Raw genomic sequence first — 18,727 nt, forward strand, 5'->3', positions numbered from 1 at the left:
CCTAACTGATATCTGAGGGTTGGGGGGCGTGTGGTCAAAATTAGCGGTTTTTGTGTGCGGCGCTGGGTGGGCTGTTTGTGTTTGCTTTTTTTTGCTGGCATCCGGGCTTTGTTATCGTGCTTCAGGCGTCGCCGTTCGCGCGTTTGGCCTTTTCGCTGGCGTCCGCGATTCGTTAGCGTGCTTCACGCGTTGCCCCTGTGCGGGGCGGCACCTACTTTTCTTTGCCGCCGCAAAGAAAAGTAGGCAAAAGAAAGCGGCTCACACCGCCAGCGCTAATTCTTGCCTGAGGGCCCCCACAGGTTCTTACGCTTCACACGGCAACCACGTGACCCACGTTCGTTGCCAACGCTCCTGCGATGCGCCTCACCCGCTTCATGCCCCCGCGTCGCACCAAGCCGTGCCAAATAGTCCACGGCCGCCCAGGTGGCAAACTGTGTGTAGGCTTTCGCGCCATACGCGCACCACTCCGGACCGATAGCGCACGCGTCCCACCCTGTAAGAGCGCCAGGCCATACGACGCGACAACCTACACACAGTTTGCCACCTGGGCGGCCCATACCATTCGCTGCCGCCGGCTCATGTACGGGTGTTTGAAGTGGGTGAGGCGCTCATTCGAAGCGTTGGCAACGCACACGGACAAGGGCGTTGCCGTGTGAAGGGTGGGGACGTTGGGGGCCCGTGGGCAAACGTCAAGAATTGGCGGTGTGAGCCGCTTTCTTTTGCCTACTTTTCTTTGCGGCGGCAAAGAAAAGTAGGTGCCGCCCCGCACAGGGGCGACGCGTGAAGCGAGATAACGAATCGCGGATGCCAGCGAAAAGGCCAAACGCACGAACGGCGACGCGTGAAGCGCAATAACAAAACCCGGACCCCAGCAACAACCAACCCCGCGCAAAATGCGCGCTCTACCGACACCTCACCAACAGCGCCTCGAGCGCTCTATCTGGCATTCCACTTTCCCGCAGCGCCTCAACCGTGCGACTCACATAATCCAGCGTGGTCCCATATCGCCCGGAAGCACACCCAAGCACCGCTTTCACAACGTCGTCAGACAGCTTGCCCGTATAAGAGGCCACATCCCGCCGCATCACAAACGCAAGCGCATCGACGCGCCGCCCATCGGCAAGCACGCAAGGCAGCCACGCCGGACGATACGAACCCATCGCCATTTCCCGTCGCCAGAGCGCTTCGAGATGCGGCATCGCGCCCTCGGCAGCAAGCCTGAACGCAATCCCACTGCACGATCCGCCGCGGTCCAGCGCGAGCACGAGCCCCGGCCGCTCCGGCGTCCCGCGATTGACACGCGACCACAAATACAGCCCGCGATGATATCCATGCACACGAGAACGCAACGCCTCGACCGTCGGCAGACCGGGATTCCAGATCAGCGACCCATAGCCGAACAGCCACAAGTCGCTAGTGCGATCCCAGTCTCGCAGAGCGCATTCGAGCGACGCGCGCAGTTCATCGTCCGTCAACAGCCGTGATTCGCCGAGCGACGGCGGATAGTCGGGGCACGGTTGACGCGGCGTCGGTGATGGAAGGGGTTGGCTCACGTTGATTCGATCGGTTGGCTGACTGGAGTTCGTCAGAGCCCGCGATCGACCAGGCGGCGATGCCGGCTCAACATCCCTGCTTTCGAGCCTTATTCGTACGGGTCGGGGAAGCCGAGCTTGCAGAGCACCTCGGTTTCGATCGCTTCCATTTCTTCGGCTTCCGCTTCGTCCTCATGGTCGTAGCCCTGCGCGTGCAGCGTGCCGTGGACCAGCAGATGCGCGTAGTGCGCCTCGAGCGGCTTGTCCTGCTCGCTCGCTTCCTTCTCGACGACAGGGCAGCACAGAATCAGGTCGCCCGTGACGGGATCGTCTTCCGATTCCGCATAAGCGAACGTCAGCACGTTGGTGGCGTAGTCCTTGCCGCGATACGTGCGGTTCAACGTGCGGCCTTCGTCGGCATCGACGAAACGCACGGTCAACTCTGCGTCCGCGAAGAGCGCGGCCTTGATCCACGCGGCGACCGTTGCCTTCGGCAACAGCGTCTTGTGTTCGGGCCACGCTTTTCCAGCGGGAAATTGCAGGTTCAGCGACAGTTTCGGGGCGCGGCTCATGCGTTGTTCTTCGTCCAGGTCATGTCCGTGTTACTTCGCTGCGCTGGCGGCTTCGGCAGCGGCCGCTTCTTTCTTCGACGCCGCGTCGTACGCCTCGACAATGCGCGCGACGAGCGGATGCCGCACCACGTCCGCGCTCGTGAAGCGCGTGAGCGCGATGCCGCGCACGTCCTCGAGCACGCGCTGCGCTTCGATCAGCCCGCTCTTGTGGCCGCGCGGCAAGTCGATCTGCGTCGTGTCGCCCGTGACGACCGCTTTCGAGCCGAAGCCGATCCGCGTGAGGAACATCTTCATCTGCTCGGGCGTCGTGTTTTGCGCCTCGTCGAGGATGATGAACGCGTGATTCAGCGTGCGGCCGCGCATATACGCGAGCGGCGCGATCTCGATCATCTGGCGCTCGAACATCTTCGCTGTCTTGTCGAAGCCGAGCAGATCGTAAAGCGCGTCGTACAACGGACGCAGATACGGATCGACCTTCTGCGCGAGATCGCCGGGCAGGAAGCCGAGCCGCTCGCCCGCTTCGACGGCGGGGCGCGTCAGCACAATGCGCTTGACCTGATCGCGCTCCAGCGCATCGACGGCGCAGGCGACGGCCAGATACGTCTTGCCGGTGCCCGCCGGGCCGACGCCGAAGGTGACGTCGTGCGAGACGATCTGCTTCAGATACTCGCGCTGCGCAGGCGTGCGGCCGCGAAGATCGGCGCGGCGCGTATACAGCTTCGGACCGAGTTCTTCCTCGTCCTCCACGCCTTCATGCGCCGGTTCGTCGAACGGATGATCCGGGTCGCCGCGAAAACGCGCTTCGGCTTCTGTCTCACCGTTACCGCCCGCGCGTCCGTTGTTGCCCGGATGGCGTGCTTCGACGAGCGCAAGCTGGATGTCGTCGACGGAGATTGGATCGCGCGCGCTGTTGTAGAAGTTTTCGAGCGCATTGAGGGCGATTTTCGCGCCGCGCCCGCGAATGCTGATGCGGTGTCCGCGTCGTTGCAGCGTGACGTCGAGCGCTTGCTCGATCTGCCGCAGGTTTTCGTCGAGCGGTCCGCAGAGGTTGGCAAGCCGCGCGTTGTCGTCGCGCGGCGCAGTGAATTCCAGATGTTGCTGAGTGGTCTTCAAGGCTTGGGTTAGGTCCTGTCGGTGCGCTACAGCTTAATGAGTGGCGGGCGCGGTGTCGTGAACCATCACGAGTTCGCCGCGCAACGAGTGCGGATACGCATGCACGATCTTCACGTCGATCATCTGGCCGATCAGGCGCGCGTGCGATTCCACCGGCGCGGGAAAATTCACCACGCGGTTGTTCTCGGTGCGGCCCGCGAGTTCGTTCGGGTCCTTGCGCGCGGGGCGCTCGACCAGAATCCGCTCGACCTTGCCGACCATCGCCTCGCTGATGCGCTGCACGTTTTCTTCGATCGTGGCCTGCAGATGCTGCAGACGGCGCAGCTTCACTTCGCGCGGCGTGTCGTCGTGCAGATTCGCGGCGGGCGTGCCGGGACGCGGGCTGTAGATGAACGAGAAGCTCGTGTCGTAGCTCATGTCGTGCACGAGCTGCATCATCTTGTCAAAGTCTTCTTCCGTCTCGCCAGGGAAGCCGACGATCATGTCCGTCGACAGCGACAGGTCCGGACGGATCGCGCGCAGCTTGCGGATCACCGACTTGTATTCGAGCACGGTATAGCCGCGCTTCATCGCCATCAGGATGCGGTCCGAGCCGTGCTGCACGGGCAAATGAAGATGGCTCACGAGCTTCGGCACCTTCGCGTAGGTGTCGATCAGGCGCTGCGTGAATTCCTTCGGATGCGACGTCGTATAGCGAATCCGTTCGATACCCGGAATCTCCGCGACGTATTCGATCAGCGTGGCGAAATCGGCGATCTCGGTCGAGCCGGCTGTCATTGCGCCACGAAAGGCGTTCACGTTCTGGCCGAGCAGCGTGACTTCGCGCACGCCCTGATCGGCGAGACCGGCGATTTCCGTCAGCACGTCGTCGAGCGGTCGCGACACTTCCTCACCGCGCGTGTACGGCACGACGCAGTAACTGCAGTACTTGCTGCAGCCTTCCATGATCGACACGAACGCGCTCGGGCCATCGACGCGCGCCGGCGGCAGGTGATCGAACTTCTCGATTTCCGGGAACGTGATGTCGACCTGCGGACGGCCGCTCGCGCGGCGCTGGTCGATCATCTGCGGCAGACGGTGCAAGGTTTGCGGGCCGAACACGAGGTCCACATAAGGCGCGCGGGAGACGATCGACGCGCCTTCCTGGCTCGCCACGCAGCCGCCCACGCCGATCAGCAGATTCGGGTTCGCTTCTTTCAGTTCACGCACGCGGCCGAGATCGGAGAAGACTTTCTCCTGCGCCTTTTCGCGCACCGAGCAGGTGTTGAACAGAATGACGTCGGCGTCTTCGGGAGTGTCGGTCTTGACGAGGCCTTCAGCCGCACCGAGTACGTCGACCATTTTGTCGGAGTCGTACTCGTTCATCTGGCAGCCAAAGGTCTTTACATAAACTTTCTTGGTCATCGGGTGTTCGCCGGTCGCAGTGGTTAACCTGGGGGCGTCAATAAAAGGTGAAGAGACAAAAAACGCGTGGCGCCGGGGCGCGGAGACTCGGACCGCCTACGGGTCCGAAGCGGCGCCGGAGCGCCCTGAACGCGTTTTTACAGCGTAGTCCAACATTATAGCCCTTTGCTGCGTGGGGCTTTGGCGGCGTGCCGGCACAGCGTGCCGGGCCGGCTTCATGCGCCGGTTTCCGTGCCGGCGGGCGGTTTGCGCGTGCGCGCGAGCGTCTTTCGGGCGCCGCCGTGCGGCGGTAAGCCAAGTTGCGCTTCCAGTTCGCCCGTCACCCTGGTGAAGCGCTCGGCGAGAAAATCGAGCAGCACCCGCACGCGCGGCGCCATGAAGCGGTTGCGGTGATAGAGCGCGTGCAGCGGCGCATCGGGATAGCGCCATTCGGGCAGCAGCACGCGCAGGCCGTCGCTTTTCAGGTCGGCTTCGACGTCCCACATCGACTTGATCACGATGCCGTAGCCGCGTAACGCCCATTCGCGGGCGACGGCGCCGTCGTTGGTTTCGCGCGCCGATTCGAGCGGAATCGTGTACGTGACGGCCTCTGCGCCGCGCGTGAAGCGCCATTCGTTGACGGGACCCGACGCAGTGCCGAGGACGATGCAGTCGAAGCGCGCGAGGTCCAGCGGATCTGTCGGCTCGCCGCGCCGCGCGATGTATTCCGGCGATGCGCACAGTACGCGCGGATTCGGCGCGAGCCAGCGCGCGACGAGCGAGCTGTCCTGCGGCACGCCGAAGCGGATGGCGAGGTCGATGTCTTCCTGCACCAGATTCTGTAGCGAATCAGACAGCGTCAGCGCGAACGTGACATCGGGGTAGAGCAGGTTGAATTCGTCGAGCCAGTGCATCAGCAGATTGCGCCCGAAATCCGATGTCGCGGAAATGCGCACCTTGCCGCGCACCGCGTTCTGGCCGGCCTGAAGCGCGGCTTCTCCGTCGTCGAGGGCGCGCAGCGCCTGCTGGCAGCAGTTGAGGTAGAGACGGCCTTCGTCGGTGAGACGCAGCTGCCGCGTCGTGCGCTCGAACAGGCGCGCCTTCAGTCCGCCTTCGAGTTTTGCGAGGCGCGCGCTGGCCGCCGCAGGCGTGAGGCCGAGCTTGCGGCCCGCCGCCGACAGGCTGCCCAGCTGCGCTGCTTCGACGAATAGCCGGATGTCACCCAGGTTGTCGGTCATTATTCGACACCGTTTGAAAATCCTTCAAATGGTACGCCAATTATCAAATCGACGAGCTTCGCGCACAATCCGATCCTGAAAACGCGAACATTCGCGTTTACCCGGAGCCCGCATCATGCATCTCGACCACGCGACGATCGTCACCCCTGATCTCGACGCCACCCGGCGGTTCTTCGTCGATGTCGTGGGGCTGGAGGAGGGTGCGCGGCCGCCGTTCGGTGTCGGCGGTTACTGGCTTTATGCCGACGGCCGCCCGGTGATCCACCTCGTCGAGTCGACGTTGCCGGGTCACGCGGGCCGCGTGACGCCGCGCATCGACCACCTCGCGTTCCGTCTCGACGACGGCGCGCAGTGGCAGGCGCTGCTCGCGCGGCTGGACAAGGCCGGCGTCGCTTATCAGACCGCCGATGTGCCGCTTTCGGGTGAAGTGCAACTGTTCGTCGCGCTCGCGGCGTCCGTCGTCATCGAGTTCGTGACGGCGGCGCGCAATGTCGGGCGCGCGTCCTTTTGAATCGTCGTCTGGAGCTTTCCATGCCCATTCCCTTGCTTGCGCTCGCGATCAGCGCGTTCGCCATCGGCACCACCGAGTTCGTCATCATGGGCTTGCTGCCCGATGTGGCGAAAGATCTTGCCGTCTCGCTTCCTTCCGCCGGGCTGCTCGTCAGCGGCTATGCGCTCGGCGTGGCCGTCGGCGCGCCGCTGCTTGCCGTCGTCACCAGCAAGATGCCGCGCAAGCTGGCGTTGCAACTGCTGATGGGCGTGTTCATTGTCGGCAATGTGCTGTGCGCGATCGCCTCCGACTACCCGGTGCTGATGATCGCGCGCGTCGTGACGTCGTTCGCGCACGGCTCGTTCTTCGGCATCGGCGCGGTGGTGGCTGCGTCTCTGGTGCCGCAGGAAAAGCGGGCCAGCGCGATCGCGCTGATGTTCACGGGTCTCACGCTGGCCAACGTGCTCGGCGTGCCGTTCGGCACGTTCATCGGCCAGATGTTCGGCTGGCGCGTCGCGTTCTGGATCGTCGCCGCGTTCGGCGTGCTGTCGCTCGCGGGCGTGACGGCGCTCGTGCCGAATCGCCATGACACGGGGCCGGCGGGTCTCGGCCACGAAGTGCGCGTGCTGAAGGACCCGCAAGTGTGGATCGCGCTGACGATGACGGTGCTCGGCTTCGGCGGGGTGTTCGTCGTGTTCACCTACATCGCGCCGATTCTCGAGCAGGTGAGCGGCTTCACGCCGCACGGCGTCACGCTGATCCTGGTGCTGTTCGGCGTCGGCCTCACGGTCGGCAACACGATCGGCGGGAAGCTGGCGGACCGGTCGCTGATGCCGTCGCTGATGGGCATTCTGATCGCGCTCGCCGTGGTGATGGCCGTATTCGCGCACACCAGCCATTCACAGATTGCTGCCGCCGTCACGGTGTTCATCTGGGGAATCGCAGCGTTCGCGACCGTGCCGCCGCTGCAGATGCGCGTCGTCGAGAAGGCGAAGGCAGCGCCGAATCTTGCGTCGACGCTCAACATCGGTGCGTTCAACGTGGGCAACGCGGGCGGCGCGTGGCTGGGTGGGCTGGCGATCAGCCACGGTTACGGACTCGACGCCTTGCCTTACGTCGCGGCGCTCGTCGCGCTGGCTGCGTTGGCGCTGACATGGGTAGCGGCGCGGATGGATGCGCCTGCCGCTGTCGTCGCGGGGGACGTGCGCGAGCGGGTCTGAGTCCGGCGACTGCGCACTGGCGCTTCAGATGATGTCTTCGATGCCCACGCCGCCATGCGTGGGCATCTGTTTTTGCGGCTCGTGCCGATGAATTCCGCGTCCCCGGCAACGCGCGCTACCGCCGGCGCTGCGTGCTGAACGCATCGCACGCCAGCGCATAAGGGTCCTCTGCGATCGTGATAACAGTGTGAAGATAACTTCGTTGGGCGCGCGAAAACCGGGTGCTAGTCTTGCCTCCACTAGTGCTTGCTCCGCACCGATGCGGGGCTTCTGGAGGTCATCATGCAGTCACCGCTTGCGCTCGTGCGCGACCGCGCGTCCGAAGGTCACGACGCAGCCCATGCCCACGACGATACGCGTTCCTCGGATTTCGACGCGCTCGAACACCGCGTCGGCGTGAACCTCGCGCGGTTGCGCGCGGAGCGTCAGTTGTCGCTCGATGCGTTGGCCCGAGCGTCGGGCGTGTCGCGCGCGATGCTCGCGCAGATCGAATCGGCGCGCAGCGTGCCGTCGATCAAGGTGCTGTGCAAGGTCGCGGCGGCCTTGAAGGTGTCGGTCGCGGCATTCCTGCGCCAACATGCTGTGAACGGCTTCGAGCATTTGCCGGCGGATCGCTCGGCGCGCGTCGTCACGTCGAATGGGCGTTACTGGACACGCGCGCTGCACCCCGATGCGGAGCCGTCGACCGCCGAGTTTCACGAGTTGCGCATCGCGCCGCTGCATACCGAGCCTGGCACGCGGCGCGCGCCGGGGACGACGGTGAATCTCGTCGTCAGCGTGGGCACACTCGAAGTCAGCGTGCACGACCGCCGCCAGTTGCTGGCGACGGGCGACTCGATCGTCTTCGACGCTGACCAGCCGCACAGCCTGCGCAATCCCGGCGACACGGAAGCGCGCGCGTTTCGCGTGACCGTGAATGCGGAAACGCCGCCGCGCTGGGATGTACCGCATGATGCGCCGCTCGCGCATGCGCATTCCGAAGGCTGAAACATGAAGCATGCGCTGGCTGCACGCCACGCGTGGTTGTTGTATGCTTCGCGAGCCGGATCGATCCGGTAATCAGTACGTCTTCAGGGCGGGGCGAAATTCCCCACCGGCGGTATGCAGGCGGCGCGCTTTGGCATGGTCGAAGCGTGAGTCTGCGAGCCCGCGAGCGCCTGCGTTGTAGTTCGAGTTTGCAGGGTCAGCAGATCTGGTGAGAGGCCAGAGCCGACGGTTAGAGTCCGGATGGAAGAAGATGTGCAGATAGTCATCTGAGTCTCCTGTCGACCGGGTTAGCGCGTGTGTGCGCTTTGCCTTGGTCTCGTGCGGAACGGCCGCTGCCGTGCTGCTCGTTGCGAGCGGCGCGCGAATGCATCGTCCATTGGTTGCATGGCAGCCGTTTGCGGCTCGCGGGACGCGTTTGTCTGTTTGCAATGCCCTGAAACGTTTTTCGCCCACACTCTTGCGAGGAGCGTTTCACATGTCCGTAGTATCTACATCTGCTGCATTCGTTTGGCCTGCGCCGTCTGTCGTTGCCGAGGACGCGTCCGCCGATCTTCCCCTTCTTGCCACCGAACCCATACCGCCGCGCATCGCCGCTGCGCTCGACGCCTTGCGCGAGGGCCGTGCCGTAGTGCTTCAGGACGATCACGACCGCGAGAACGAAGCCGACCTCATCATGTCGGCGGAGCGCATGAGTGTCGAGATGATGGCGCTTTTTATCCGCGAGTGCAGCGGCATTGTGTGTCTGTGCCTGACTGACGACAGGGTACGCGCGCTCGAATTGCCGCCGATGACGGCTCACAACGAAAGTCGCAATACGACGGCGTTTACGGTGTCGATCGAGGCACGCGAAGGTGTGTCGACGGGGGTGTCTGCCGCTGACCGGCTCACGACGATTCGTGCCGCGATTGCTGATGACGCGAAGCCTGCGGATATTGTGCGTCCGGGTCATGTGTATCCGTTGCGCGCGATGCCGGGCGGCGTGCTGGCGCGGCGCGGGCACACGGAAGGGACCGTCGATCTCGTGACGTTGGCGGGGCTGAAGCCCGCTGGGGTGTTGTGCGAGTTGATGAACGCTGATGGCACGATGATGCGAGGTGTTGATGTCGAGCGTTTCGCCGCTCGGCACGATATGCCTATGCTTACTATCGCAGAATTGGTCGAGTTTCGGCGCGCGATGGCCTTCGCGCGGGAGGCTTGTTGCGAGGTTTGAGGTTTTTTTGGTTTTGGGTTTTTGGTTTTGGGGTTTGCTGCGCAAGTGGTCTGGAGGTTTTTGCGTTTGCGCGCGGTTGGTTGGGTTTGCTCGGGTTTTCGCTGGCATTCGCGATTTGCCTTTGCTTTCGCTGGCATCCGCGATTCGTTAGCGTGCTTCACGCGTCGCCCCTGTGCGGGGCGGCACCTACTTTTCTTTGCCGCCGCAAAGAAAAGTAGGCAAAAGAAAGCGGCTCACACCGCCAGTGCTTGACCTTTGTCCACGGGCCCCCGACGTCCCCACACTTCACACGGCAGCGCACCGGTTAGCGTGCGTTGCCAACGCTCCCTCTGTACGCCTCACCGGCTTCACGCTCCCGCTTCACAGCACGTCGTGCCAGACAGTCTGCCGCCGCCCAGGTGGCAAACTGTGTGTCGGCCCTCGGTGCTCCACACGCTTCACTCCGGACTGGGTGGCAGGATTGGTGTTTCTGGTAAGAGCATTAAGCTGTGCGGTACGACAACCTACACACAGTTTGCCACCTGGGCGGCATATATCGTTCGCTGCCGCTTGCGCAAGTACGGGTGTCCGAAGCAGGTGAGGCGCCTGTTCAGGGCGCTGGCAACCGACATCAGTCACGTGGTTGCCGTGTGAAGCGTAAGGACCTTTGGGGGCCCTCAGGCAAGTATTAGCACTGGCGGTGTGAGCCGCTTTCTTTTGCCTACTTTTCTTTGCGGCGGCAAAGAAAAGTAGGTGCCGCCCCGCACAGGGGCGACGCGTGAAGCACGCTAACGCATCGCGGATGCCAGCGAAAAGGCAGATCGCGAATGCCAGCGAAAGCAAAAGCAAAACGCGGAATGCCAGAGCGAAAAGGCAAAAACGCCAACCCCAAAGCGTCGCAGACAAAAAAACGACCTACGACTGCACCCCTCCAAACTCCCCCCGCATCCCCGCCTCGACAATGGACGGCAACTCATCCATATGCTGCATGATCCGCGTGATCCCCATATTCCGCAGCACATCGGCATAGCCATGAGGAATATGACTAGCCCCAACAAAAGCAATCGTCATCATCCCCGCCGCCCGCGCGGCATTCAGCCCCGCGACGCTATCCTCAACCACAATGCACCGCGACGGCTCGACCCCCAGCCGCTGCGCAGCAAACAGATACACATCTGGATAAGGCTTCGGCCGCGCGACCTGCTCGGCGCTAAACACCCGCGGCCCGAAAATCTCCGCCAGCCCGGCGCGGCGCACTGACGCGCTCACACGCATCATCCGGCTATTCGACACGACAGCAGCAGGCAGCGACACGCGCAGCAGTGCATCCCGCACGCCACTAATCGCGGACAGCGACGACGCAAGCTCCGCTTCGACATTGGCCTCGACGGTCTGCAAAAAATCAGCGGGCAGTTCGATATCGAAGGCCGCTTCGACACTCTCGAGAAATCGCGAAGTCTGCTGACCAAACGCGGTCTTGCAGATCTCGTCGAAATCGAGCGCGGGAAAAGTGGCGGCGAGCGTGTCGTGCATCACGCGGTCGGCGATGACTTCGCTGTCGACGAGCACGCCGTCGCAGTCGCAAATGAGATGGTCGATCATGCGGAAAATGAAACAAAAGCGCAGCCCGCAAGAGGCAGGACGCAAGGCACACTACGCGCCGAAAGCGACATGATACGTGCATTGCGGCCCGGCGCGCGCCGGGCGGGTTGCGCGACACGCGCGCACGGACGTGCGTCAACTCAGGGCGCGTCGGCCCACGCCTTCGCCGCGCGAATCGCCCGTTGCCAGCCGTCGAGGCAGGCCTTCGCCTGATCGCCCGGCATCGACGGGGAGAAGCGGTGCTCGAGCTTCCACTGGCTCTGCAATTCGTCGATGTCCTTCCAGTAGCCCGTCGCGAGTCCCGCGAGATACGCTGCGCCGAGCGCCGTCGTTTCGCTGATCTGCGGGCGCACGGCATCCACCCCGAGAATGTCGGCCTGGAACTGCATCAGCAGATTGTTCGCACATGCGCCGCCGTCCACGCGCAGTTCGTCGATATGAATGCCCGAGTCGGCTTCCATCGCCTTGAGCACGTCGACGGATTGATACGCGATCGAATCCAGCGCCGCGCGTGCAATGTGCGCGGACGTCGTGCCGCGCGTCACGCCGAACAGCGTGCCGCGAGCGCGCGCATTCCAGTGTGGCGCGCCGAGGCCCGCGAACGCAGGCACGAGGTACACGCCGTCGCAATGTTCGACACCGCGCGCGAGCGCCTCGATCTCCGACGCGCTGCGAATGATGCCCAGGCCGTCACGCAACCATTGCACCACAGCGCCCGCGATGAAGATGCTGCCTTCGAGCGCATAGTTGACCTGATCGCCGATCTGCCAGGCAATCGTCGTGACGAGATTGTTGCTGGATTCGATCGGCTTCGTACCCGTGTTCATCACCAGAAAACAGCCGGTGCCATACGTGTTTTTCACCATGCCCGAGCGCGTGCACATCTGGCCGAACAGCGCGGCGTGCTGGTCGCCCGCGATGCCCGCCAGCGGAATCTTCGACGCGAACACGGTCGTTTTGGTCGGCCCATACACTTCCGACGACGGACGCACTTCCGGCAGCATGCTGCGCGGAATGTCGAGCGCGTCGAGCAGCTCGTCGTCCCATTGCAGCGTGTGGATGTTGAAGAGCATCGTGCGCGACGCGTTGGTCACGTCGGTGATGTGCAACTCATGCTTGGTGAAATTCCACACCAGCCAGCTATCGACCGTGCCGAACGCGAGCTTGCCTTGCCGGGCTTTTTCGCGCGCGCCGTCGACGTTGTCCAGAATCCAGCGGATCTTCGTGGCGGAGAAGTAGGAATCGATCGGCAAGCCGGTCTTCGCGCGGAATGTCTGTTCGAGACCTTGCGCCTTCAACTGATCGCAAAAGTCGGCCGTGCGCCGGTCCTGCCAGACAATCGCGTTGTAGATGGGATGGCCCGTTTCGCGATCCCAGACGATCGTCGTCTCGCGCTGGTTCGTGATGCCGATCGCGGCAATCGACGTGCCGTTCAGGCCGGCATGCGTGACGGCTTCGGCTGCGACGCCCGCCTGCGTCGCCCAGATTTCCTGCGGGTCGTGCTCGACCCAGCCCGGATGCGGATAGATCTGCTGAAATTCCTTCTGCGCGACCGAGACGACATTGCCCTTGCGATCGAACAGCATCGCGCGCGAACTGGTGGTGCCCTGGTCTAGCGCCAGGATGTACTGATCCTGCATCGTCTCATCTCCATGCGTTTTTGTCGGACCGGCGCGGCGGCGCGCTCAGCTCACGCGAAATAAACTGCCTGCGCGGATTGTTGCATGCGCGGCGGCGCGGCGGAATCGCCGCGCCCTGCTGCATGTTTGCGCGCATTCGCCCGTCAGGCGTGCTGCCTGGTCGTCGCGCGGGCGAACCATGCGTCGATGTCGCGCGCGACGCTTTCGAGCATGCCGGGCTCGACATGCAGGCCGAGCTTCGAACGGCGCCACAGCACGTCGCGCGCGGTCGTCGCCCATTCGGTTTCGCGCAGATAGCGCAGTTCCGCCTCATACAGGCCAGGCGCGAACTGCTGCCCGAGATCGGCGAGCGAGCGTGCGCCGCCGATCACGCGTTCGGCCCGTGTGCCATAAGCACGGGCATAGCGGCGTGCGAGTGCGGCAGGCAGCCATGCGTGCTGTTGCGCGAACTGCGACGCGAAGCGCTCGAAGTCCGCGTGCGGGATATCGCCGCCCGGCAGCGGCGCGCCCGCTGTCCAGGTCGGCTTGTCGTGCTGCAAGACGCCCGCGAGATCGTCGACGGCTTCTTCCGCGAGCTTGCGAAACGTCGTGATCTTGCCGCCGAACACTGACAGTAGCGGTGCCTCGCCTGCGGGCGCATCGAGTTCGAGCCGATAGTCGCGTGTCACTGCGGAAGGGTTGTCGGCGTTCTCGTCCTCCAGCAAAGGACGCACGCCGGAGTACGTCCAGTACACGTCGCGCGGCGCGATGTGCTGCTTGAAGTAACGGTTGATCGAGTCGCACAGATACTGCGTTTCGGACGGTTCGATCGCGACCTTCGACGGATCGCCCTTGTATTCGAGGTCGGTGGTGCCAATCAGCGTGAAATCGCGCTCGTAAGGGATCGCGAAAATGATGCGCTTGTCCGGGTTCTGGAAGATGTACGCGTGATCGTGCTCGAACAGGCGACGCGTGACGATGTGGCTGCCCTTCACGAGCCGCACGCTGTAGTTCGCTTCGCGCGCAAGCGGGCCGCGCAGCAGGTCGCCGACCCACGGACCAGCGGCGTTCGCGATCGAACGCGCGCGCACGGCCAGCGTGGAGCCGTCCGCGCGCAGCAGTTGCGCATGCCATTCGCCATTCACGCGCGTCGCGCCGGTGAGCTTGGTGCGCGTCAGAATGGTCGCGCCTCGCTCCTGCGCGTCCAGCGCGTTCAGCACGACGAGGCGCGCATCGTCGACCCAGCCGTCCGAATAGACGAAGCCGCGTTTGATCGAGTCGATCAGCGGTTTGCCCGCCGGATGCTTGCGCATGTCGATGCCGCGCGAGCCGGGCAGCAGTTCGCGGCGCGCGAGGTGGTCATAGAGAAAGAGACCGGCGCGGATCAGCCACGCCGGCCGCAGGTCGGGCATATGCGGCATCACGAAGCGCAGCGGCCACATGATGTGCGGTGCGGCGCGCAGCAACGTCTCGCGTTCCTGCAGCGCCTTGCGCACCAGCCCGAACTCGCGATATTCCAGATAGCGCAGGCCGCCGTGAATCAGCTTGGTGCTGGCCGACGATGTATGCGCAGCGAGATCGTCCTGTTCGCACAGCAGCACGGATAGGCCGCGGCCCGCCGCGTCGCGCGCGATGCCGGCGCCGTTAATCCCGCCGCCGACGACGAGCAGGTCGAAAATGGAATCTTGCGTCACCCGGAATGCCCCTGACGGAGAAAAAGTAGGGTTGATGTGAAGTCGTAATGTTCGTTTTCGAAACTTTAATGAACATATTCGAAAAAGTAAAGTTCGACTCGCCTTGGATTGGTGCGCGATTCGGCGCGCCGGTGGCACGTTTGCCGCGCGCGGACGATACTTCCGGCAACGGGCCGGATTGCGGCAATACGAGGTGAACTTCATGCGTGGACTCTGGAAAACGGGCGCGGCGGCGCTATCGATCGCGGCGGTGCTGTCGGGATGTGTCAGCACGCCGAGCCTGAACGGAACGCTGGGCGCGCCGTCGTTCGCGGATCTGCAGGCAATGTGCGGAAGTGAGCCCGCCGACTACGGCAGCGACGCGCAATCCGTCTACGTGACGCTATTCGATGCGTATGTGGCGAACAGGCGCGGCGGGTTGTCGAAGGCCGATTACTGCGCCTTCCAGACGGCGCTGGCGCAGCGCTACGCCGCACAGGGCGGGAGCACGGACCCTCAGGTGCGCAGTCAGTGGGTGGAGTTCTTCAACGCTCAGCGTGTGAAGGCGCTGAGCTGGCGCGCCGCCGTCGATCCGACGCTGCGCAGCGGCTGAGGCCGCGATCGGGGCGTGCGGGCGCGCCGTTCGAAGATGACGGGGCTGGCTAGCCTGAAAACATAAAGACGGCCAGGCGGGCAAGCCGCGTGACCGTCCAGGCGTCCGTATTTTCGCGTGTCCGTTGCGAACACGCCGACGGCCGCAGTGATATGACTGGCAAGCGCGTTAAGTTCGCTCGATTTTCGCTCGATTGCCAGTCAGGAAAAGCGCTTGATCGCGCGAAGAGCCGTGTCTCCCGATTCCGTGATGCGCCATTGTTGCAAGCCCGAGGCCAGTCTTTCGAGCTCCACGAGCTGCCGTTCGAGCAGTGCGTCGAGTTCTTCGCGTTCCATATCGACCTGGTTAGGGGCGTCCTTGACAAGCAACAACGTGGCGAATTCATGCGGACTCAGCATCGTTTCTCTCCATGTCAAGCGTAGTCGGGTGGCCTTTGCGCCCGCCGACGGCCCTGCCGGCAGACGGAGGATCCAGCGGACGGCGAATCCCGCGGATCAGGCCTGAAGTTATGCTTGCTTCACCCCATGTCCAATGCATGCCGCTCGGTCCAGGGACGTTTAAGGACGTTGGGGAACTGGAGTGTAGTCAATGGCGGCCGGAAGTCCAAATGGACCCGCGTAAATTTTCCCGTTGACAGCGCCGCGTGAAAGAGGCGGTCCGGTGGGCGCGGCAAATCCTTGATTTCACTGTAGGTTTTGCGTGCGGTGCAGCATGGCGGAAACGGACTTGCGACGCTTCGGACCCGTCAGCCGGTGCGTGGCAGGCCACGCCCGAACTCACTCGGCAATAAAGACCTGCGTGCCCGCGTTTGTCAGCGTTTCTGTCATGTCGGGCGGCGGCGGCGCGTCGGTGAAGAGCGAGTCGATCTGGTTCAGATGCCCCTGGCGCACGAGCGCCGGGCGGCCGAATTTCGAATGGTCGGCGGCGAGGAAGACGGTGCGCGAATGTTCGATGATCGCCTCCGCGACGCGCACCTCACGCGTGTCGAAGTCGCGCAGCGTGCCGTCCGTTTCGATGCTCGACGTGCCGATGATCGCGAAGTCGACCTTGAACTGGCGGATGAAGTCGATGGTCAGTTCGCCGACGATGCCCTTGTCCCACGGACGCACGATCCCGCCCGTCACGAGCACCTCGCAATCCGGGTAGCCGCTCATCATGCTCGCGACGTTCAGATTATTCGTGATCACGCGCAGCCCGCGATGCCGGTTCAGCGCGCGCGCGACTTCTTCCGTCGTCGTGCCGAGATTGATGAAGAGCGACGCCTGATCGGGAATGTGCGTGGCGACCAGCGCCGCAATGCGCCGTTTCTCGTCATGGAACATCCGCTGCCGCGCGCTGTACGAGACGTTCTCTGAACTGGTCGGCAGACTCGCGCCGCCGTGATAGCGGCGCAGCAGATTCATGTCGGCGAGCCAGTTGACGTCGCGGCGAATCGTCTGCGGCGTCACGTCGAAGTGCGCGGCCAGATCGTCGACCGTGACGAAGCCGTCGCGTTGCACCCACTCCAGCAGTTCCTGTTGACGTGCGTTAAGCGTGAGGCGGGGGTCTCGTGTCATGATGTTTTTGTGAGCGCCGCACCTGGAGCGGGCGAAGGTTGGCTTGGCCGTATTGTAAGACCTTCGTTGTGTTCGCCGTCGTTGGTTTGTGTTCGGATTTTTTCGCTTCGCCGCCGCGGTAGTCGAAAGGAAGCGTAAGGCACCTGCGCGATGCAGCTTTATCGTGCGGTTTTCCCGCCTGCCAGGGTGTTCGAATCATCACATATGTAGTCTTTTGTGCATGCGCACGATCAATCAAGGTTCGGGCGGAACTGCGTCGATCCGGCATGGTCTCTGCTGTGTTGTCTGCGAATTTGCAGAGCAGCGTCTAAGATGAAGATAAAAATTCAATGTTGCAAGGCACTGTAGCCGTCGAGGGCGGCGGTCGAACCGGGATAGGCGCGGTTCAGCCCGCGCAGGAGGCGCTACGGTTTTCGGAGTGAACTTTTATGCACAACGAGGCTGGTCACGTGATGCCCTGGCGCATCGAAGACATCGATCTCAATCGCATCGACCGTCAACGCGCGGTCGCCAATGAAGACCTCTTGTTACTGCTTTGCGCTGCCTCGTTTATCGAAAGCGGTACGGATCTTTACACGAGCAATCTGAGCAGGTTCTTCAATGGCGATCCCGAGGTGTCGGCGTGGCTCAACAACGAGTGGGAGCCCGAAGAGATGCAGCACGGCCGCGCGCTGAAGGCGTACATCGCGCACGTGTGGCCCGAGTTCGACTGGGATACGGCGTTTCACAACTTCTTCGAAGAGTATTCGAAGACCTGCAACATGGAAGACTTCGAGAAGACCCGCGCGCTGGAAATGGTCGCGCGCTGTGTCGTCGAGACGGGCACGGCTACGCTGTATCGCGCCATCGGCGTGTGTTCGGACGAGCCCGTGCTGAAGGAAATCACCGACAACATCCGCACCGACGAGGTCCGCCACTACAAGCACTTTTTCAAGTATTTCAAGAAGTACAACAAGATCGAGGGCAATGGCCGGCTCGCGGTGCTCGGCGCGTTGATGCGGCGCGTAATGGAGATCAAGAACGAAGACTCGGAGATCGCGCTGCGTCATGTGTTCGCGATCCGCTATCCTGAGCGCGTCAACGATCCCGTGTATAACCGTGACAAGGCTGCGCGCGTGAACAAGCTCGTGCGGCACAACCTGTCGGCCGATATGTGTGTGAAGATGCTGCTCAAGCCGCTCGATTTGCCGGCTAAGATTCAGCCCGGTGTCCATTACCCGCTCGCGAAGATCACGCAGCACGTTTTTTTCCGCTGAGCGTGGTGGCGCGCAGCCGGGCGTCGAAGGCCTGCGCTGTTGACGCATGAATGGCCCGCCTTCAGGCGGGCCATTTGCATTTGTGCTGGACGCCGCGCGCGAGCCCGCCTACGACGGAGGAATCATCCATGACAGCATCCGCGGAGCAAAACCGCGCACTCGATCAACAGATATTCGATGAATGGCCGGTCGAATTGCGCGCGCTATTCGACGGCTCGGCGCTCGCATCGAAAGTCGGCTTTACGGCGTCGCTGCTGACCGTCGACGGGAGCGGCGCGCATTTGCGTACGTCGCTGCTCGGCATCGGCGAACTGTACGCGCCGGACTCGCGCACGCTATGCGTCGCGCTATGGCCGCAGTCGCGCGCTGCGCAGGCGATTGCCCGCAGTGGCCGTGCGGCGCTGACGTTCGTGTTCGATGAGGCGTTCTATCAGATTCAGCTCGCGCTCACGCCGTTGAGCGCGGATGCGGCCGGCCTGGCGTGCTTCGCGGGATCGATCGAATCCGGCGAAGCGCATCGCGTGCGCTATGCGCGCCTGACGGCGGGCATCACGTTCGACCTTGAAGAGGGGAGAGATGCGGTGCTCGAGCGCTGGACGCTGCAGATCGAGTACCTGAAGAAAGCCGCCGGCGGCGCGGCGGCTGGCAGATAGCAGCCGGACAAGTACGAGACGCCCGCATTGA

At 63.3% G+C, this 18,727-nt stretch carries 17 protein-coding genes and 1 riboswitch; of the genes, 7 read left to right on the top strand and 10 right to left on the bottom strand.

All coding sequences use genetic code 11. The features are described 5' to 3' along the window. Positions 1-902 precede the first annotated feature (902 nt). From C2L66_RS02245 to C2L66_RS02265, 5 genes are all read right to left on the bottom strand, one after another. On the bottom strand, positions 903-1,553 hold the full coding sequence (locus tag C2L66_RS02245; protein WP_060602318.1) for a gamma-glutamylcyclotransferase: 651 nt from the start codon (positions 1,551-1,553) through the stop codon (positions 903-905). An 89-nt stretch (positions 1,554-1,642) separates the two neighbouring features. After that, on the bottom strand, positions 1,643-2,104 hold the full coding sequence (gene ybeY / locus C2L66_RS02250) for an rRNA maturation RNase YbeY (protein WP_060602315.1): 462 nt from the start codon (positions 2,102-2,104) through the stop codon (positions 1,643-1,645). Between the two features lie 30 nt (positions 2,105-2,134). Beyond that, on the bottom strand, positions 2,135-3,217 hold the full coding sequence (locus C2L66_RS02255) for a PhoH family protein (protein WP_060602312.1): 1,083 nt from the start codon (positions 3,215-3,217) through the stop codon (positions 2,135-2,137). A gap of 33 nt (positions 3,218-3,250) precedes the next feature. Beyond that, entirely contained in the window at positions 3,251-4,621 is a 1,371-nt protein-coding gene (miaB, locus tag C2L66_RS02260; protein WP_060602309.1) for a tRNA (N6-isopentenyl adenosine(37)-C2)-methylthiotransferase MiaB, read from the bottom strand. Positions 4,622-4,836: 215 nt separating this feature from the next. Next, positions 4,837-5,838 carry a LysR family transcriptional regulator gene (locus C2L66_RS02265; protein ID WP_060602306.1) on the bottom strand — a complete coding sequence of 334 codons (1,002 nt, stop codon included), beginning with the start codon at positions 5,836-5,838 and terminating at the stop codon, positions 4,837-4,839. 115 nt (positions 5,839-5,953) lie between these two features. On the opposite strand from C2L66_RS02265, the gene C2L66_RS02270 reads away from it, so the two are divergent. The 4 genes from C2L66_RS02270 to ribB all read left to right on the top strand — a co-directional run bounded on the left by C2L66_RS02270 (position 5,954) and on the right by ribB (position 9,745). Beyond that, entirely contained in the window at positions 5,954-6,349 is a 396-nt protein-coding gene (locus tag C2L66_RS02270; protein ID WP_060602301.1) for a VOC family protein, read from the top strand. 20 nt (positions 6,350-6,369) lie between these two features. Beyond that, positions 6,370-7,548 (top strand): MFS transporter, encoded by a 1,179-nt coding sequence (locus tag C2L66_RS02275; protein ID WP_060602298.1) that lies wholly within the window; start codon positions 6,370-6,372, stop codon positions 7,546-7,548. Positions 7,549-7,830: 282 nt separating this feature from the next. Then, a complete protein-coding gene (locus C2L66_RS02280; protein WP_035987591.1) occupies positions 7,831-8,535 on the top strand; it encodes a helix-turn-helix domain-containing protein in 705 nt (234 codons plus the stop codon). A 75-nt stretch (positions 8,536-8,610) separates the two neighbouring features. After that, positions 8,611-8,791, top strand: a riboswitch (FMN riboswitch). A gap of 219 nt (positions 8,792-9,010) precedes the next feature. After that, entirely contained in the window at positions 9,011-9,745 is a 735-nt protein-coding gene (gene ribB / locus C2L66_RS02285; RefSeq protein WP_054929740.1) for a 3,4-dihydroxy-2-butanone-4-phosphate synthase, read from the top strand. A gap of 894 nt (positions 9,746-10,639) precedes the next feature. Here ribB and C2L66_RS02290 read toward each other — a convergent pair. The 3 genes from C2L66_RS02290 to glpD form a co-directional block, all read right to left on the bottom strand. Then, entirely contained in the window at positions 10,640-11,326 is a 687-nt protein-coding gene (locus tag C2L66_RS02290) for an HAD family hydrolase (RefSeq protein ID WP_060602295.1), read from the bottom strand. A 140-nt stretch (positions 11,327-11,466) separates the two neighbouring features. After that, the gene (gene glpK / locus C2L66_RS02295; RefSeq protein WP_054929742.1) at positions 11,467-12,966 is read right to left on the bottom strand and encodes a glycerol kinase GlpK; all 1,500 of its coding nucleotides are present in this window, start codon (positions 12,964-12,966) and stop codon (positions 11,467-11,469) included. A gap of 143 nt (positions 12,967-13,109) precedes the next feature. Continuing rightward, positions 13,110-14,639, bottom strand: coding sequence for a glycerol-3-phosphate dehydrogenase (gene glpD / locus C2L66_RS02300; RefSeq protein WP_060602293.1), 1,530 nt, complete (start codon positions 14,637-14,639; stop codon positions 13,110-13,112). A gap of 202 nt (positions 14,640-14,841) precedes the next feature. On the opposite strand from glpD, the gene C2L66_RS02305 reads away from it, so the two are divergent. Continuing rightward, positions 14,842-15,231 (top strand): hypothetical protein, encoded by a 390-nt coding sequence (locus tag C2L66_RS02305; RefSeq protein WP_060602810.1) that lies wholly within the window; start codon positions 14,842-14,844, stop codon positions 15,229-15,231. Positions 15,232-15,431: 200 nt separating this feature from the next. On the opposite strand, the gene C2L66_RS02310 is transcribed toward C2L66_RS02305, so the two are convergent. Both C2L66_RS02310 and C2L66_RS02315 read right to left on the bottom strand, forming a co-directional pair. After that, complete coding sequence (locus C2L66_RS02310; RefSeq protein WP_007586164.1) at positions 15,432-15,629, bottom strand: hypothetical protein; 198 nt, start codon at positions 15,627-15,629, stop codon at positions 15,432-15,434. Between the two features lie 378 nt (positions 15,630-16,007). Then, positions 16,008-16,787, bottom strand: a complete 780-nt coding sequence (locus tag C2L66_RS02315; protein ID WP_035986506.1) for a DeoR/GlpR family DNA-binding transcription regulator — start codon at positions 16,785-16,787, stop codon at positions 16,008-16,010. Between the two features lie 428 nt (positions 16,788-17,215). Between C2L66_RS02315 and C2L66_RS02320 the strand changes: the two genes are divergently transcribed. After that, positions 17,216-18,043 carry a ferritin-like domain-containing protein gene (locus tag C2L66_RS02320; protein WP_007586158.1) on the top strand — a complete coding sequence of 276 codons (828 nt, stop codon included), beginning with the start codon at positions 17,216-17,218 and terminating at the stop codon, positions 18,041-18,043. 128 nt (positions 18,044-18,171) lie between these two features. Then, positions 18,172-18,696: a hypothetical protein gene (locus C2L66_RS02325; protein ID WP_054929744.1), complete on the top strand. Its 525-nt coding sequence runs from the start codon at positions 18,172-18,174 to the stop codon at positions 18,694-18,696. The last annotated feature ends 31 nt before the right edge of the window (positions 18,697-18,727 follow it).

The organism is Paraburkholderia caribensis, assembly GCF_002902945.1.
In the GTDB taxonomy this organism is placed as follows: domain Bacteria; phylum Pseudomonadota; class Gammaproteobacteria; order Burkholderiales; family Burkholderiaceae; genus Paraburkholderia; species Paraburkholderia caribensis.

Excerpts from the sequence above, each read along its gene's own strand:
- ybeY (WP_060602315.1), bottom strand. The coding sequence starts at position 2,104 with ATGAGCCGCGCCCCGAAACTGTCGCTGAACCTGCAATTTCCCGCTGGA.
- miaB (WP_060602309.1), bottom strand. The coding sequence starts at position 4,621 with ATGACCAAGAAAGTTTATGTAAAGACCTTTGGCTGCCAGATGAACGAG.
- C2L66_RS02265 (WP_060602306.1), bottom strand. The coding sequence starts at position 5,838 with ATGACCGACAACCTGGGTGACATCCGGCTATTCGTCGAAGCAGCGCAG.
- C2L66_RS02270 (WP_060602301.1), top strand. The coding sequence starts at position 5,954 with ATGCATCTCGACCACGCGACGATCGTCACCCCTGATCTCGACGCCACC.
- C2L66_RS02275 (WP_060602298.1), top strand. The coding sequence starts at position 6,370 with ATGCCCATTCCCTTGCTTGCGCTCGCGATCAGCGCGTTCGCCATCGGC.
- C2L66_RS02280 (WP_035987591.1), top strand. The coding sequence starts at position 7,831 with ATGCAGTCACCGCTTGCGCTCGTGCGCGACCGCGCGTCCGAAGGTCAC.
- ribB (WP_054929740.1), top strand. The coding sequence starts at position 9,011 with ATGTCCGTAGTATCTACATCTGCTGCATTCGTTTGGCCTGCGCCGTCT.
- C2L66_RS02290 (WP_060602295.1), bottom strand. The coding sequence starts at position 11,326 with ATGATCGACCATCTCATTTGCGACTGCGACGGCGTGCTCGTCGACAGC.
- glpK (WP_054929742.1), bottom strand. The coding sequence starts at position 12,966 with ATGCAGGATCAGTACATCCTGGCGCTAGACCAGGGCACCACCAGTTCG.
- C2L66_RS02305 (WP_060602810.1), top strand. The coding sequence starts at position 14,842 with ATGCGTGGACTCTGGAAAACGGGCGCGGCGGCGCTATCGATCGCGGCG.
- C2L66_RS02310 (WP_007586164.1), bottom strand. The coding sequence starts at position 15,629 with ATGCTGAGTCCGCATGAATTCGCCACGTTGTTGCTTGTCAAGGACGCC.
- C2L66_RS02315 (WP_035986506.1), bottom strand. The coding sequence starts at position 16,787 with ATGACACGAGACCCCCGCCTCACGCTTAACGCACGTCAACAGGAACTG.
- C2L66_RS02320 (WP_007586158.1), top strand. The coding sequence starts at position 17,216 with ATGCACAACGAGGCTGGTCACGTGATGCCCTGGCGCATCGAAGACATC.
- C2L66_RS02325 (WP_054929744.1), top strand. The coding sequence starts at position 18,172 with ATGACAGCATCCGCGGAGCAAAACCGCGCACTCGATCAACAGATATTC.